Raw genomic sequence first — 18,753 nt, 5'->3', positions numbered from 1 at the left:
TGCACGTGAGAGGGGCTAATCTTGCTCGTCATTAGTATTATCGTCCCCAGAGGAGGCCGCGCGACGACGTTTACGACCAAAGATGCTGGTCAGACGGTCAACCGGTCCCCGACCGGCCGCCTTCGCTTCTGCCGCAATTTCGGCAAAAATGTCAGCGAAACCACTGGCTCCCGTAGCTCCAGCCGCACCGGCGACGGCGGCGCCGAGTGCAGAGGCGCCGACGCCAGCCAGCGCAGCAATAGTTCCGACGGCAGTCACAGCCGTAACGACCGAGCCCGTGGCGGCGACTGCCTGCGCCGAGGTCATGTTGTTGAGAGAAGAGAACAAGCTCTGGTCCTCAGAGGCGCTGCTCAGAGGCTGCGTAACGATGGGGCTCTCAAGCTCGGGAAAAACAACCTCAGACAGAGGCTCGACAACAGGCGTCAGAACGCTCTCAATCGTTTCAATAATCTTGCCAGGAATAGCTGGAGTGACAGAATCGTCCTCCACAACAGGAGAAGCAGGCTCGACAGGACTATTGGGAACGATAGGAGTAACAGGGCTGACTGCCTCATACATCGCGTAGAGGTTAAGCACCCCGCCGTCACTGTCAACAAGAGCGCCCCGTGAGATCAGGCCATTAATCAGGTCTCGAGAAGCAGAGGAACCAGGGGCGAGATATACACCGGAACCATCCGGAGAAGTATTCCAACCAATGAACCGCATTGAACCAGAAGAAGGGCCGGAAGAAGAGAAGGACCCACCCGATTCGTAAGAAAGTGAACTCGAGCCAATTCCGGAAGAACCCGAATGATAGTTCACGCCATACACGTTTGAGGAAAAACTCGCAATAAACAGCAGGTCGGACCGAATTGAAGAAGACCCCATTGCAGCGTTTGAAACTGAGCGAGCATCAAGCGAGCTTATGATGGAGCGGGAAGATCCGCCCCCAAGAAGAGAGGATACGTCCTTCTCCCCCGCCCGCACCGTCCAGCCAGCGAAGTGGAACCCCGTGTTTGCGACGGCAGCAACGTCGTAGCCGTTGCCGTAGCCACTCATGTCAGAGCCAGAAACTGCGCCGATCTTCTGGGAAAAAGAGCTGGTAGAAGAAGAGATACCCGGGCTCACCGTAAGGATGCCGTTATCGCCGCCCTGAAATAGAAGAGAGACGGAAGACTCCTTCCACTGTGCGTGAAGTACGAGCGAGAGGGTCGCGCCTGTCGTAGTGAAGGCCCCTCGCGAAAGGAGTTGGGAAAGGACCTGGGGAGAGATGCTCCCTCCCTCGTCGAAGTGCATCCCTCCAAAGGGGTCACTCGCCGGATCCAAAGCCACGTCCCAGCCGGTAAAGGAATAGCCATGCCGGACATAAGGATTAGAAGGAACGACTACCGAGACGCCAAAGGAAGAGACTGCAGAATAGTCGATACCAGAGCCCCCGTTGGCGGCAGTCTGAACAGCAAACGAATCAGGACTAAAACGGGCAACAAAAGAGCAGGTCGTTGGCCAACCGTCGGCAGGTCTAGCCGGCGTAAAGCCCAGCTCACTGGAGACGAGATTGCCTGACGATTCGTCATACCATCCGTCAAACCGATATCCGGCACTGGGGCGAGCCGTAACGCCAACGGCCGTGCCACCAAGATTTGAGCTGAAGAATTCAGTCGAGCTACTGGACCATGTTGACGAGTTATTAGACCTGAGTTGGCCACCAGTGCGAACGGAATACGAAATCGTTGAGGGATGAGAGCTGACGATGCTAGCAACTTGCAACAAGTTGCTAGCAGAATTGGCACTCAAATTGCTATCAGCATTTTCATCTGGCACACCACCATTGCTAGCTAGCACGATTAGCTGGGAATTATTGCTGCTAGCAGTAGTTTGATGCAGTCCGTCATCAGCTCCCGTGACTTCAACGATCGACGCGGAGTCGGTGATTGAGTCCATTATTGATTCATCGTCGTCAGCAGCGATATCGCTCGAACGGGACGAATCCAATGCGGAGTCACCGATACCGAGCCGCCCCTCAGGAGCCCCTTGGCCAAGACCAGGCTTATCGGAAACTACGCCATCCGTCACAGAGGACGCCCCGAAAAGCCAAGGCCCGCAAGAGTCATTGGCCACAATAGTCGCGATGCCGTCGGTCCCAGCTAGGCAGTCAACTGAATAGTCTCCGCAGTCGGATGGAAGACGATCTCGTTCCGAGACGGCATCGGCAGCATCACCTTGCGCTGTATTATCCGCAGCCACCTCGACACCGAAAGCGCAGGTGGGCATTATGAGAATGCGGACGAGAAACAGGGTGACGAAGAGGCAGAGTGTGAGGAGGAAGCGTCGAAATCTATCGACGCTTCCCTCCCCCGTTGCTATGTTGGGTTCAAACAACAACGTCATACCCCATCTCAAGTGCTTAACAGCCGCAAATCATCTGAGCCATTGCGGCGAGAAACGACGACAGGGCGCAAATCATAGCCACTGTCAGGCTCATAATCTGTAGTCCGTTCCGCAAGAGACTCGGAGTTATCGAGACGGGCTTCCAAACATTTCGAGGTAGAGCAACCAACTCCCGTCTCATAAGATATTGATTCGTGCCATGCAAACGAGTCAAAACCACCACAAGACAGTTCATCGGACACTTCGACCAAATCCAACCTCGAAGCTACGGTTTCCGCCTCGGATTGAACCGTAAGACTCCCTCCAACGTCATTCGATTCACTGTCGCCGCCCACGTCGCTCACGGAATGAATGATCTCGTCGCCAGAAGCCATCGATGAACCAGATGCACCAGATTCAAAATCAACGCACGCGCCTTCGTAATCCGAGAGCTCATCGCCCTGACTTGTTGAAGCAGTGAGGGCAAATGTTAACGGAAGGCCACCATCTATCTCAGACATCGAAAGAGACGCAACCGCAAGCGAAGAAGCACTCAAGCTTGTAGTACTCAACGCACCTGAGGGGATATACTCCCAGAGAGCGTAAACGGTCATCGTCGATCCATTGTTCTCGTTGGCGAGAGGAATATCGCCATACATAAGCGTTCCTCCAGTCGCCGGGCAAAGCAGGGTTCCTGCACCATCCCTCTCGGAATACCAACCCCGGAAGACATAGTCCGAGTTGCTCGAAACTGCCATCGGGGCCGTATAGGATGTATCCCAATACAAATTAGTCCTGTCAGGAACCGATGAGCCGACCGCACCAACCTCATACTTAATGGTGTACTTGTAGTTTGTCCAAATGGCATAAACGGGGAACGGACCCTCATCGCGGTCGTCCACCACTCCATCACCGTTAGTATCAAGGGCAGTAAGATTGGCGCCCGTAAGGGTAGTGGCTAGCTTAGTGATGATGTCGCCGATAGTCATCGAAGTATTAATTGTTTGGCCAAGCGCCTTTTTCGTAGCCCACTTGGAGAATCCATAGCCCTTTCGAAGAGTAATGGGAGAGGTAAAGGCCTTTGTCCAACCAGAAGTGAACAGTTTTACGTTAACTCCCCGGCCAGTTGAATCAGTCGCAGCGATATCCGTCCCGTAGCCAACAACGTACTCGATATAGTAGTTGCGCTTTGCAAACCTAGCGAAAACGTCTACCTCAGTCTTAGTGGTATCCCCGCCGCAAAGCGTTGCGATGGTATCAGTGGCAGTCCACTGCGTGCCTCCTAAGACATTTTTAGTGTTAAACCAGCCCTTGACATACTGGCCAACGCGCTTCGGACCCACACCGTTTGCAACATATTCGTCGTTATCCTGGAATTCACGGAAATCAAGACCCGTGGGGTCGCTGTCGGTGTAGTCGATAAAGAAATCATTCCAGCTAAGAATCTCGCTATGAACGCGCTCGCCAGAGTACGAAGTGGGTGTTCCACCGACGTTAATTGTTGTCGTATATCCAGTCGAGGCAGTCCAGTCAGTAACGGAGTAGTAGTTCACCTTAACCTTGATCTCAACCCAGACCGCATACAGCTTGTTAGGATTATCAAGATCCGGAATGTCAGTGATGGCCGCAGGGATGGTAGTACCAGCCTCCCAATCCGTCTTGGTCGTGCCCTCGGGCGCAAGCATCTTCCAATAATCCCAGGCGGAGCCACCGTCGGGATCGGGGACTGCCGTACCCTGGACGAACACGGCAGTGTTAGTGCCATCGAACGACCGGACATTCCCAGAAGCATCGACATTGGTCATCGTAAACGTGCCTGACGTCGCATCGTAGTAGTAGAAGGCTTTGGTACCCGATGCAAACGTGATGATGAATGCATTGGTTCCGTAGTCATACTGCATCTCGGGCGGCGTCATGCTCGAGTCGGACGTCCAGCCAAGGAAGCGATAGCCAGAGCGCGTGGGTATGGGATTTGTCGTTGTACCGTCACCATACAGGGGGTTGGCCTTTTCACCGACAACCCAATCCGAGTCCTCGTACTCAAGCTTCTGAGTAGGAACGGTGGGATCACCAGGGTTGAGACCCGGAAGGTCCTCGGTGCTGTAGTAAATGAGCTTGATCGGGTTTGGCTTCCAGACGGCGTAAATCGTTTCGGCATCGGCGAAAGCCTTGATGGTCGCCCCGGGAGTCATGGCCGTTCCATAGTCGTCCTGCTCATCAGAAAGCGTGCCAAACGCGCCAAAGTCATACGAGGTCTTGGACGGGAAGTAGTTCAGGAAGTAATCGACGTTCTTCGTGAAGCCGACGAGCGTATATCCGTTACGCGTAAGCTCCGACGCCGTGGGGAGGACAACGTCGTCATCCGTCTTGAGGTGGTTGGCGGCCGATGTGCTAGAAGTGTCCTTGTACTCAATCGTCGCGCGATACGTGTCGGCGGGCGTTGACGTAAGATGCGCCGTAATGTAAGGCGAAAGGATATTACCGTCAGTGATGGCCACACCATTCTCGTCATTGGGATGCGCGTTGATGGTAAGCGTGGTGTCACCAGGCTTCCAGACGGGATAGAGGTTCAGGTTACGTGCAGGCATCTTCAGGGTGGCACCAGCGTTGAGGAGGACGCCATCTATGGTGTCAACGGTAGTCGACCCCTTCGTCTCGCTCCAACCGTCAAGGTCATATCCCTTACGGATAACCTGAGCCGAGGTCGGAAGCACAATCGACTCGCCCGTGCGAGGACCGGGTGTCGTAGGAGTGTGCGGGAACGGATACTCGCTGACCGCGGAATCATCGCCAAACGTGGTATAGCCAGGAGCCCAGTGGCCGGTCTTCTCGACAAACGGAGGATCAACATTGGCGGGGACAACCGTAAGCTTGAACTCATCGGCAATGTAGTACACGTCAAACGAGGAGCTTCCGTCGGCCGCAAGGCCAACGCCGCCCACGGTCGTGGCGCTCGTATAAGGCGTACCAGTCTTGGGATAGTTTCCGCTGGCCGAGAATGAATAGCCCTTATAGTTTCCAGTGCTTCCGTCGACGAAGGTGTATCCGGTCGAGCTCGAGCCGGTAAGCTGGGCAATCGAGGGATGGCTGGCCGTCTTAGCACTGCCGTCAAGGGCACCGCCTGCAACATAGCCCGTTCGTCCGTAGATCCAGACGTCGGTCTTGACGTCATTGCCGTCACCATCGATGAAGTGGTAGGTGACCTTGTACGAGGTGTCCTCGGCCTTCCAGACCGCATACAGCGTCAGATCGCCGGTGGTCGTCCAAGAGGCACCGTCGGCATAGGCCGTGCCCGAGCCGTCATCCTTGGTGTTCCATCCCTGGAAACTGTATCCAGCGCGGGTGGGAGACACGGGAACGCCGATGGTTACGGAGGTGTTAAGGATAATGGACTGGGTTAGGATGGGCGTGACATTACCCGTGGACGTGCCGTCATTCGCGTAGTACTTGATGCTATAGGTCTTGTCCTGTACCAGGAACACGCGAAGGATCAGATACTGAGTCGGGTCTCCCACGATCGTGCCGCTGGTGACGGAAGAGAGCGGCGAAATCGTCGCACCGGTGTTGTTGACGACGGCAGTAGCCGTACCCGCGGCAGGGTTGCCGGTGTAAGAGTAGGTGACGTACTTGTACAGGCCGGGATACGTCGTTCCAGAAACCCAGTCGGTATCGGCGGTATCCAAGTGGTAGCCCGTGAAAGATGCGTCAGACCCAGATGTAAGGGCGCTGGGGACGTTACCCGTCGAGCCAGTAGGCCCAGTGAGAATTCGAACCTCCCTCGGACCAGTGCCATTCACGACGAAGTTGTACCCTCCGCCAACCTTGTCGACCTTATCGACAACGTAGATCTCGATAAAGTAGGGCGTGTTGGGGTCAGCCTCAAATACGGCGTACAGCTTGTAGTCATCGCCATAGAAGATATGACCGCCAGTGGCATCGTAGATGTCGTAGATGCCCCTTGCGTTGGGTTCAGGCATGAAGGTCGAGTAGCCGGAGTCCGCAATCGTCCCCGAGGAGAAGGTGTAGTCGACGTAGGCGCCGGTTGCATCACGATACTTCCAACCCTTGAACTTGTAGCCAGCAAGAGGTGTGGCAACGGCACCGTAGATGTTGGAGCCATCCGAGTGCTTATGCGTGACGGGGGCAATCATCTCATCAACCGCATTAGCCTTCGAGGCGCCAGTGCGGTTGAGGGCAACGGTGCCGCCAGTAGTATTCATGACCTCGTATTTGATAACAAGGTTGGGGGCGTCAGGCTCGAACACGGCATAGAAGGTAAGGTTGGTCCATGGAGAGCCATAGCCCTTCGCGCGCATGTCAGCCGCAGTTATCTGGGCGTTTGTAGTAATGAGCGTCGAACGCGTCGGACCCTCGTACCATCCCACGAAGTGATAGCCGTAGTTGGCCGACTCGTAGCCGCCGCCGCTCTTGAGAGGCCTGCCGTCATTGGGGATGACAAGGGCTCCCTCGGGATTACCGGACATGGTGGCAACCGTCTCAGCAGGCCAAGGCGCGGGAACGCCAGATGTCTTGGTAAGGTCCCTGATAATCTGTCCACCCGAAGTGTCGCCCGCAGTGCTCTTGCAGTACGTGACATACGAGATGGTAGCGTTACCCTCGTCACCCCAAATCGCGTAGAGCGTAATGGTACCCGAAGCGCTACCGGGGACGACATATGTTCCGCCAGGAGCGAACTGCGGCGTCCTGGTGATGACGTCGGCGGGGTTGTCAGACCACCCAAGTAGGATGTATCCAGTTTTGGCAATATCACCGAGCTTGGGAACGGTGACGTTGTCACCGGTCGTCACGGTGAGCCCGGCATCGGTAAAGTACGGGCTGATGCCGTCAGCGGGACTAACCGTCACGGGGTTAGTTGACCAAGATCCCCCGCTCTTATCAAAGAGTAGCGTGAGCGTTTGTGCCTCGTAGATAGCCTCGAAGTACCAGGAGCGATCTTGCAGGAGTGTGGGCAGAGGATCGCCACCCCATACGCCGGCAGCGCTGTAAGTCGCCGTGCGATCGACGGCAATCTGCCCACCGAAACCATCGTTGATGTATTCCGTCCAGGTCCAGCCGGCAAAGCGCCAACCAGGCTCAATCCCGGTAGGAATGTTTGTCGATGCTCCATGGAAATACAAATTGCCCGGCATGGGGTTGCCCGCAACCCACATGTCATTAGCGCCAAACGAGGCCCCGGAAGCAGGAAGGGTTGCATAGGCAGCCGTTGAGGGGTTAGAGCCATCGGGAGTACCACCACGGAAGAAGGCGCCAGAGGAGATCATGGCAAGGGCGGTAGGACTCGCGGCGTTTGATCTAATGACATTGTAGTAGCTATACGGACCCACGGGCCCAAAAGCCACCTCATTGAGCGGGTCCCAGACGGCCGGATCGCCATGCAAGCCCGAACCCCAAACGACTTCATCTACGTCAGTCAAACCCCAACGAGCATAGAAGGTAGTGTTGCCGGTTAGAGTCATGGACTTGGGGCCTTGAGGAAGGGTAAAGCCCTTCCTGATGACCGTCCCGGAGGCATCCGTGACCTCGTAGCGCCAACCCTTGAGCTCGACCATGCCGCTTGACGGAGTCGTGACGACGTCGTTCATGACAATGGGGTCACCATACTTGCCAGAGTAGCTGACACCGGTGCCCGTGACCGTACCAGCAGGAGCGGTACTGCTGAGGTTATCCTCAGCATACGGGGACTCCGTAAAGAGCACGTCGAAGTCGGCCTTCTCCCACGTTCCCGTGAAGGCGACGTCTGCGTTGGGCATTATGAACGTGTAACCGCCCGCACCGTCGTCAGTGAGGGAGACGCTTCTTGTGGTCCAGCCAACGAACTTGTAGCCCCTCATGGTCGGCTTGGGCTGAACGTTATATGTGAGTCCATAGGCCCCGTCCTGTCCACCCATGGACTGGTAGGGGTCGGCCATGGGCGCACCAGGAATATCGTTGGTGTACCTGTAGGTAATCTTCCAGACGTTGCGCTTGTAGAAGACGGAAAGCACTAGGCTGCCGTCGGGGGCGATGGTTCCAGACATCGTGGAGTACGCCTCGTTGTAGGTGAAGCCCTGGATGTCCGTCCTGGGAGTAGCCGTGACGGTGTCTCCGTTGGTTCCCTGGTGGGTCTCGCGAATCGCCTCGTACTCCTCGAAGCCACCGGTCGTATTCTCGAGGAAGTGCTTGACGGTGTACTTCACGTCATCCGCGAGGCCGAAGTGGGCGATGTAGTTAGCGCTGACGTAGATGTACCTGCGACCGTCTCCGAACAGAACCGCTCCGGCGGCGTCATCCATGCCGGACTTCTTGGGAATGAAGTAGGCATCGTAGAACTTCTCGCCGTTCTCGTCCTCCCAGTAGAGGAACTTGTAGCCGGGTCGAGCGTAGGCGATCGAGCCCGTCGAGATGCCGGTTGCGGGGGCGACCTTCTCGCTCGAGCGCGAGACCCAACCCCAAGAGGAGTTGTCCGGCTGATACGTGAGCGTAACGTCGTCGTTCTCGGCAAACACCGCCGTGTACTCCATGGGAACGTACACGCCGTCAGGCCCGACGGTCGGAACGAACAGCGGAGAAGTGCCAACGATATCGCCGTTCTCGTCAACCCAATGCACGAAGTGATACCCATACGTCGCAATGGCCTGGGAACCGGTGATAAGGCTGTCGTCGTTGACATGCTTGCCCGTAACGGCGCCGATGGTCTCAGCGTCGACCGTGACGTAGTTGTAGGCGCCGGGGTTGGAGGAGACATACGAGATGGTGATGACCTCCTCCTTCCAGTGCGCGTAAAGCGTGGTCTCGACACCGGGGAGATAGTAGAGCTCACCCGCGCCGACCACGGCGTCTCCGTTAGCGGAAAGCGACCAGCCGTCGAGCACGCGTCCAGGACGCGAGACGGAGAGAGGTCCAGGTGTCGAGACCTGGGTGAAGGTGTACCCCTCGACGTCGTCGAGGATGTTGGGCGAGGCGGGAGAGCCACCGTTCGGGTTGAAGTGCAGGAGCGTCTTGAGAGGAGCCCACTGAGCCACAAGCGTGTAGTTGCCGTCAAGGGCGTTGGGAAGCTTGGGGTTGCCCGCTCCATCAGGCCCACCATAGACGATGCCATCCTCGGTACGAAGCCACCCGGCGAACATGTAGGCGTCGCCCGTAGAGGCAGGATAGCGAGTGAGCACAAGGGGGCTCGTTCCGAATGCGCCCGCGTACACGGGGAAGGCGCTTCCGGCGTCAAGGTTCGAGAACTTGGTAGTCCCCTCGCTGGCCTCAATGAAGTCGCCATGGGCGCCGTTCATGAACACGACGTCGTACAGCGGCATCCAGCGAGCCGTAAACGTCGTCTTGCCGAGAATTGAGACGTTGATGAGGTCGGAGGTCGAGACGGGCTTATCGCTCTTGAACGTCCTGCCCTCGTCGTTAACCATGACCCAATCCCAGCCAAGGAAGCGAGCCTTGTTGGGAACGACACCAATGGAGCCGGACCCATCAGTGATGACGGGACCCTCACGATAGGTGACGCCCTGCGTAATAAGCGATGAGGGCCCGCTCACAGTGCCAAGGCTGTCGTCCTCGCTCACGAAGTTCACCGTGTAGGAGGCAAGCTCCCAGACCGCATAGAGCGTGACGTTCCACTTGGACGGATCCGGGTCCTGAGCACGATCGAATATGGCGGCGTCAGCCCACTCGACGGGAGTCGAGGTGTGGGTATCGACGTATCCGTCGCCATTGGCGTCGCTCCAAAGCTGGCGCACCGTCGACCAGCCCTTGAACACGAAGCCGGTGACCGCATAGGTGTTTTTCTTGAGCTGAGAGCGACCGTCGAAGCTCATGGGCTGGTCAGGCATGGAGTCGGGATAGCGGAGCGTCTCGGTAATGGTCGGAATTGAACCATCGACGCGCGGAACGTTACCGTCAAAGTGGACGTAGTAGTGAATCTCGCCCCACTGTGCGATGAACGTGTGGCCCTCGCCAACCGTCAGTCCAATCACCTCGGAAGGCTGGTAGTAGACTCCGCCCTCCTTCCAGCCAATGAACACCCACTGGTTGACGTCGGTCGACTTCGGACGGCCCCAGGCGTCAAGGGGTCCGCCAAACGCGTAATCGCTCACGGAACCCGTGGGATTGGCGTGCGGGTAAATGGTAACGCCCTGATCGCTCGGCTGATCGGCGGTCCAATTGCCGTGCTCGCCAGGCAGGTACTCGACGGTACGTGCAGCGCTCCAACGGGCCACAAGCGTCGTGGGTCCGTAGACGAGGAACTCAGAGAGGTCAGTGGTGAGGGTACCGGTGACCGTAGTCCCGTCCTTTGTCATGGTGTAGTCCCAGCCGGAGAGGTAGTAGCCGTCCTTCTCGACGATTGTCGCGGTGTCACCGGTAGGATTGTGGCCCCAGGAGACAATCTCAGGACCATAGGGCATGGTTACGGAGCCCTTGTCGGAATCCGACGTCTTCGAGGTGAAGATTACCTGGATGTCCTCGGGAACCCAGAGCGCATAGAGCTTCACGACGTCACCGTCTCCGGAGGCGAGGTTATTGACGACGTCGCCATCCAGGAAGGTCGCCGCCTTGTCGGCCGGCGAGAGGCCCCAGCCGAGGAAGTGCCTGTGCTGGAGGGTGTACTGGTTGTCCGGAAGGACAGTGGGGGTGTCGTAGCTAGTCTCGATGGGAAGCATGGATCCGCCAACGAAGTAGGTGGCGTCCATCGCGTTCTTCTCGAAGATGATCGTGTACTTGTGAGCCTTCCAGTGCGCGTAGAGCGTGAGGTCACGCGCGGGCATGACGGCCGTCCCGCCAAGCGCGTACTGCGGAGTGTCGAGGTCCTTGTGAGAGGCGTCGGCCCAGCCGTCGAGGTCGTAACCCGTGCGCTCGTAGCCCTCACGAGGAAGGCTGATGGTCTGACCCACGCCATAGGTGGAACGCGGGATGGAGCCCTTGGTTGCTCCGTTACCGTCATAGATGACGTCATACAGGTCTACGGCCCACTGAGCGTAGAGGGTGACGACCGCGTTGTGTCCCGCGATGAGGTTGCGGACACGCTGGTAGTTGTCATAGTGCGTGCCGGACCCATCGGGCGCGGTGTTCCAACCAGCGAAGCGATAACCAGGATAGTACATCGAGGTGTTCTTGGTGAGGTTCTGCCAGACGTCATAGACGAAGGCCTGCTCGGGAATGGTTCCGATGCCACCATTAGCATCGAAGCGGACGCGGTAGGCGTCAGGCTCGAAGTAGGCGTAGAAGACGAGGTCAGTAGCCCATGCCTCGACCAGGGACTTGGAGGGCTGGTAGAGGTCCGCGGCCCCGACCGTACGGCCGTTCTTATCGGTCCACTTGAGCAGGTGGTAGCCCGTCCTAGGCTGCGCCGTGGAGCCGACGGCGACGCTCTTTGTGACGTTGACGTCCTCATAGTAGACAGTCAGCCCGCCGTTTCCGACGGCGACGTAGGTAATACGAACCGTAACGGGCTTCCACCAGACATGGAGGGTTATGCCGCTGATGGAGTCGTCAACCGCACGGCCCGCCTTGGCGGCATATGTCTCAACGATGTCGCCGAAGGACATGGAGTCGGTTACGAGGAAGTCGACATCGGGATTGTACTTCCCGTCGTTGTCGACGTCATAGAACCAGCCACCGTAGATGTAGCCATCGGTCGAGGGGTCAGGCGAGGGAAGAAGGTTGGTGTCTTCCCAGACGACGCCCGCCTTGTCGACAATGTCGGCGGCGATGGGATCGCCCTGGTGCGTGGTGTCGTACGAGACGATGTAGGGAACGGGCAGCCACATGGCGTACAGCGTGATAGTCTCACCCGCCATGGTAATGGTGTCGCCCGGATTGTAGACGATGGCGAGCGGGTTGACCGGATCGGTGGCCCACCCCTGGAATGTATAGCCATAGCGTCGCACGGCATCCGCGGAGGGCAGCCCGTCAACGGGGGCCTGCTCGCCGACCGCATAGGGCTTGACGACGAGGTTGCCCGCACCATCCTTGTTCATGCCGCTATAGTCGGTGCCGGTCCACCAGCCACCGTTCGTGGAGAGATAGAAGAACCTCTCGGTATTGGTCGTAGCGGCCCAAACGGCAGTGAGGGTCCAGTCCCTTGCGCCCTCGCGCGGACCCTGGCCCATGTACCAGGGAAGGGACTCGGTCGACCACATGTGGCCGTACTGGTCGATCCAGCCGATGAAGGTCCAGCCGAGGCTGCCCTTGGGGTTGCCGATATTGTTCGGATTAGTGGTGGCATCATCAATGTCACCGGCGTAGAGCGGGAACGTATCTCCCTCGTCGACATCCTCAAAGAAGGTGACGTCCCTCTCCCCCGCCATGAACAGACCATGCTCACCCGGGAAGTACATGACGGTGTATTGGAGCGCCCAAACGGCGTCAAAGACGACGTCACCCTCGACCACGACGGTCTTCGGGTCACGCACGACCCCATTGAAGACGGTGCCGTCAGCCATAGTCATCTTGTAATTCCACGCAGCAAGCTCATAGCCAGCTGCAGCACGGACGCGAACGTTGGACATGGTCGGCTGCTCCTGGAAGCTCAGAACCTCGTTGCCCGAAGCCTCGCCGTGAACCGTGTCGGTCGTTGTGTAGATGACGCTATAGGAGGTCGGCCTCCACAGCAGGGTGAAGGTGGTGTCGCCCCAAATCTCGAGATTGTCGATGGAGACCGTGATACCCTGTCGCTCGTACCAGCGGTTGGCCGCGATTTCGGCGGCAGTCACGCCGGGCATGGCAACCCTGCCCCTCGTTGTCTTGCCGCTATCGTCAACCATGGTGTAGTTGAAGGCGTAGGGCTCCCAACCATTAACGGCAGTGTAGTTGATTGCCGAGGAATCGGTCCTGGCATACTGGCCGTTCTTGACCTGCTGGTCACCAGCGGTGATGGTGCCGCGCTTGTCGTTTTCTGTCTCGAAGTGAACGATGCGCGGCGTACGACCCCAAACGGCAGTCATGACGGTATCGCCAAAGATCTGAAGCTCTCCCGCCCGCTTGTAGTCAACATAGCCCGTCTTGGTGGTTATGGCCCCCGTAACGGGATCCTCCATGGTCATAACGTAGTTCCACCCAAGGAGCTCGAGGCGGTTGCTGGCAGGAATGGCCTGAACGAAGGAGGAATCGAAGTCGACACAGCGACCATAGATAACGGTCTGAGGCGACGGCGACGCGGTGACAATACCCTTGGACGCGTCACTCGTCTCGAAGGTGACGTCAAAGTCCATACGACGCCACACGGCGGTGAACACGGTGTTGCCGTAGATGTCGATGGACGACGGGTTGTCGGTTATGCCCTCAGACGTGGCAGCAGTACCATCCCAGTTAGTCCAGTCGTAGGTCGTGACGTACTTCCAGTGGTCAAACACGTAGTGGTGCGGGTCAACGCTGGGGTCGGGGTCAACCGTGTTGTAACCGTACTTCGAGGACGGAACCCTGTCGCCCGTGAGAACGACCGTATCGTTGCCAGTCACCAAGCCCTTCTTGTCATCCGTGTTAGCAAAGCTGACGACATGACTCGTAGCCATCCAACGCGCCTTGAAGACGACGTTTCCGGGCAGCCAGAGGATGTTGAGGAAGTAGTCACGGTTGCCAAGGGTACCCGATCCGTAGACGGCATGACTCTGGGTGCCATTGTCGTAGGTAATCGTCGCCTCCCACTGCCAGATCATCCAGCCGTCCTTGGGGACAACGTTCTTGGCGTCGTTGTTGGAAACCGTCGATCCGTAGATGCGCCTCATGGTCGGCGTGTCAACCGTGCCCTTTTCGGGCTCGGTCGAGATGAAGTCAATCGTATAGAGCGTGTGCTCCCAACGCGCGAACATGTAGATGATGGCGCCGTCCTGCCCATTGTTGAGGTTGGACACGACCTCCATGTCGTCGTAGGTCTGGCCGTTATACGAGCAGTACCAGTGGTCGAACGTACCGCCAATCATGTGGTAGCCGTTTGCCGTGAGCGCTCGGGCCTGATCGTAGCGCATGGTCATGCTAGCCGTGGATCCCCACGAGGCGCCACGATGGTTGCCCCAGCTGGGGAAGTCGGGATAGAAGACGATGGTGTACGTCGTGGGCACCCAGTGCGCGTACAGATCGAGGTCGTTCGGAGGCATCTTGAGGAGCTGGTTGGTCTGGTATTCGACCGGACCGCCCTCAGTAAGGGACCAGCCGTCCATCTTATAGCCAACGCGCGTGAACACCTTGGCCCCCATCAACCTGAAGGCCTCGTTCGTATCGTACTGGCGCACGTAGGTGTCGGGCGGCATATCGTAACCACCATTGCTGGTGTCATACATCGCCTGGGTGGGAGTGCCGCCATTGCCGTGGTACTTGATGAAGAACGGCGCGGCCTCCCACACAGCATAGAGCGTAATGGTCTTGCCCTCAGTGACCGCGAGATTGTTGACGAGAGCCATGTCGGCATAGCGGACATTCGGCTCGACCGCCGTTCCGATTCCATCCGCAGCGGTATTCCACCCGGCGAAGCGGTATCCGGTCTTGGAGAAGAGATTCTTGTTGAGAGCAGTATCACCCTGGTCGTAAACGAACGCCTGATCAGCCATCGAGCCCGAACCACCCTGGGCATCGAAGTGAATGACGTAGTTGACGGGGGCAAGAACCGCAGTAAAGGTGACGGACTCGAACCTGGTAATTGTCTTGCCATCAGGAGTGATCGTGGTGACGTACTTGCCCCAGATGTTGTAGGCGCCTATCGAAGCGTCATAGCGCCCCTTAACGGGCTTGAGGGTATAGTCGGCGCCGACGTGGTTGCCATTCTCGTCAACCCAGTACAGGAAGCGATAGCCAGCCGCGGGGGTAACCGTAGACCCCTGGGGAATGCCAGTGACGGCATCAACGTACTCGTAGGTGGGATTGGTGGTGCCGTGACCACCCTGAACGAGGACGCCACCGGAGTAGATGCCGGTAACGTAGTTGATCTGTGCGACATCCTCGACCCACTTGGCATAGAGGGTAGCAGAGGTTCCCTCGGCGTCAGACATTGCAAGGGCTTCGAACGGAATGCCGTTGTCGTACTTCGCGACGGAAGTGCCGCCGTCAAGGTTGCGATACCAGCCTTGGAACACGTAACCAGGCTTCGAGGGGTCGGGCACATCAGTGATGAGGTTGGTCTGATCCCACTCGACGTTCTTGTCAGGACGCGGGTCACCACCAAGGCTGTCGAAGTGAAGCACGTAGTGACGGTTGGACCAGTGCGCATAAAGCGTCGTGTCCGCACCGAACATCTTGATAACCTGGCCGGGGGTATAAGCAAGCGGGCCGTCCGGGGTGAGCGACCAGCCGTCAAGGTCAGAGCCCTGACGCGAGACGGAGGAGGCGCTGGGCAGAGTTACGGACTCGCCCGTGCGAGCAACAACGGCAGCGGTAAAGCCGGATGCAAATTTTCCACCGTTCTTGTCGTAAGTAAGTACCTGGTAGCTGGGAGTCCAGACGGCCTCGAAGATGAGCGTGTGGTCGGCAACGACAGTCAGGTAGTCCATATAGTTAGGAGCGCCCACCACCGAAGTCCACTCGTTGCCGGCAAGGTCGAACCACTTCCAGCCAGCAAAGGTCCAGCCGACCTCGCCAGAAGGCTTGTCGAGGTTCTTTACGTTGGTAAGGGCTGTGTCGACGCTGCCCTGATAGTGGTAGTTCCTCGCACGACCGGAAACGTAGATTTGCTGGTTGTACGCCATGAACGCCGCCGAGCCAGACCAGATGGTGCTGCCCTGAACCGAAGCAAACGTACCATGGGCGCCAGGGCGATACGTGATGGAGAGCTGACCATAGCCCCAGGTCGCAACGAACTGCGTGTCGCCCTTAATGGTCACATCCGTCGCAGAGAAGGTAACGCCCTCCTCTTTGACACGGGAGCCATCATCCTTAGTTGTCCAAACCTCCCAGCCTTTGAAGTAGGCTGCCGCCAAGCCCGCACCCGGCGTCGGCACGACGCCGGGAATTGACGAGCTGGACGAAGCGAGATTAGAGCCATAAGTGACAGTGCCCGGGAGCGTATACGTTGTTGCGGTCAAGCCACTCGGAAGTTTCAGAAGACCGGAGGCCTGAGCGCCGGAGTAAGTGTCATCGCCGGCGTCAAAGGTAACCGTATAGCTCCTAGGAATCCAATACGCATACAGGGTAATCTTGCCCGAGAAGACGGGGGACGGGTGCAAGGCGCCGCCCGTAACGTCTCCCAGGGTATCGCCATCGTTGTAGGCAAGGCTGCCATTGGGCGTGCGTGTCCAGTATCCGAAATCGTAGCCATTGCGCCTGAACTGGTTCAACGTAAGAGCTTGCGTAACGTCGAAAGTGAACGTCTGATCCGGCATGGTGCCGGTAGCGTCGACCGAGGCGCCAGAGAACACGATCGTGTACTCCTCCGCAGTCCACTGCGCATACAGGACAACATTGCCATTAGGAACCGTAGTGAGATTCCTTACCGACTGCATGTCATCGTAATGGGTTCCCGTTCCGGCCGGATCGGTGTTCCATCCCGTGAACTTGTAGCCGTCGCGGTAGATTCCAGTCTTGCCACTCCCCGTAATCGAATTAGGAACGAGCTGCATAACCTCGTCGTACGTGAAGTTCTGCTTTCCGTTCGCCCCAGGGGTCGAAACGAAGCCGATGGAGCCCGAGCCGCCATTGGGATCAAATTCCACCGTGTAGCTGATGGGTCTGAACTCCGCGCGGAACGTCATCGAGCTGGGCCAGATACCAAGCGTGGTCTTGTTTGGGAAGAAAAGCTGTCCAACCGTCTTTCCACCAGTCGAGTAAACGGTAGTGTAAGCACCAGGGTAAACGGTATCCGCGGGATAAATTGAGGGAGAATCGGGAATCTGATCGCCGGTAGCATCAAAAACCCAACGGAAGAACTCGTAGCCGTCATCGGGAACCGCGATGGAACCGAAGGGGGTCCCACTGACGACGCCAAACTTCGGTTCAGTCCACTGAGTGAAGCCGCCCAAAACCCCGGAGTTAGAGGATACGGTTCCGCCCGTATCGGCCTTATAGGTAAACTCTGCCTCGTTCTCGCTCCACTGGGCGTAAAGGTTAATGTCGGCGTTGTGCGTCCTGGCCCAGGCGGTTAGCGTAACAAGGTCGCTCACATTGAGGACGGCCCCGTTAGCGACGTCATAGGTCACACCACTGAGGACCATGTTCGCATCGGCCCTCCATCCCGTGAAGGTATAGCCCTTTCGGACGAGATTGTAAGCAGGGAGCTGAACATATGTGCCGTACGTCACCTTCGTCGGCGCAGTGGGAACGGCGTCGCTGGAGGGCTCAAGCGTCTCTCCCAACGGCAAACCATCATAAAAGTGCAGGTTATAGTCATTGCGCACGAAGACCGCCGTAAATGTAACGGGCTTCACGTAATAGTAGAACGCGGGGCCAGAGGGGGGCGTATAGAGAATGTAAACGTTGGGATTGATGCCCCCGATGTTTGGACCTTCGATATCGCTGGTGGAGAGCGTCGAGATCTCGCTGCCAGAAACAGCGCCAGTAGACGTCCAGCTGTCATTAGTATTGACAGTCCAATGCGAGAAGTGCCATCCCGCGCTGGCGGTGGCGGTAGTGCCAGTGGCATGGTCTGTCGTGCAGTCAGCGAGGAACTCGCTGTACTTGCTAAGGGTGCCACCGTTGCTGTCGGAGACGGCATAGCCGACCGTAAGCGAATACGGCGTCCACGCCGCATAGAGCGTGAGAGCGGTGCCCAAGCTGCCGGACGGAGAAGTCCCGCCAGAGGCAACCGAAAGAGACGCGCAGCGAAGCGAGGCACTCGAGGGAGTAAGAGCGGGATCGGTGGGCATGACACCGCCATTGGCCATCCACATGGCCTCACCATACGTAGTTGAGGACGTCACGAGCGTGGACAGGTCACCCTGAACAGCGGTCCAGCCGAGGAAATCATAGCCCGGCAGATAGAACGTTTCAGGACTCGACTTGGGAAGGAACGTCGAGCCCGGAGACTCCCAGCTTAGCCCCTCCTTGGAGACAAGGGAGCTGCCACCGCCCTTGGCGACGCCGCCCTCAAGGTCATAGTTCACGACATAGCCGGTCTTCACCCTCCAGACAGCGGTAACCGTCATGACAGGCAGGCCGTTAGCGTCAACGGTATCGCCGTACTTACCCGCAGGGACGTCGTGAAGGCGGAGCTTGCTTCCGACCGCATAGGTCTTTCCACCATAGGACCAACCGATGAAGTCGTAGCCCGGACGCGTATAACCGTTGCCGGGAAGCGTGATGTCGTCGCCGGCATGTGAGGTGATTGCGGCAACGTGCCCGGAGGCCTCGGGAGAGCCAGCGGTAAACTGGATGGTCGCGTTGACGTCCCGGACCCAAATCGCGTAGAGCGTCTCGTACTGCTTGACGCCGCCAACGTACACCGAGCCGGTATTGTACTCGACGGCCGGCGTGTCGACGGAAGTTGCG

Annotated in this window: 2 protein-coding genes (1 of these 2 only partly in view); both read right to left on the bottom strand. The window is 57.8% G+C overall.

The window, feature by feature from the left end; translation table 11 throughout:
• Positions 1 to 15: 15 nt before the first annotated feature.
• On the bottom strand, positions 16 to 1,920 hold the full coding sequence (locus tag BMY31_RS08800) for an InlB B-repeat-containing protein (protein ID WP_180371399.1): 1,905 nt from the start codon (positions 1,918 to 1,920) through the stop codon (positions 16 to 18).
• 455 nt (positions 1,921 to 2,375) lie between these two features.
• On the bottom strand, positions 2,376 to 18,753 hold the 3' portion of the coding sequence (locus tag BMY31_RS08600) for an InlB B-repeat-containing protein (RefSeq protein ID WP_180371398.1). Its footprint extends 18,320 nt past the window's final position; the window shows 16,378 of its 34,698 coding nt (coding positions 18,321-34,698); its start codon lies off the right edge, out of view; the stop codon is at positions 2,376 to 2,378.

Source organism: Parafannyhessea umbonata, from assembly GCF_900111255.1.
In the GTDB taxonomy this organism is placed as follows: domain Bacteria; phylum Actinomycetota; class Coriobacteriia; order Coriobacteriales; family Atopobiaceae; genus Olsenella_J; species Olsenella_J umbonata_A.
The sequence above is the reverse complement of the archived record's forward strand: the minus strand, read 5'-3'. Positions and strand labels throughout refer to the sequence as shown.

Coding starts and splice junctions, on each gene's coding strand:
- BMY31_RS08800 (WP_180371399.1), bottom strand. CDS start 1,920: ATGGACTCAATCACCGACTCCGCGTCGATCGTTGAAGTCACGGGAGCT.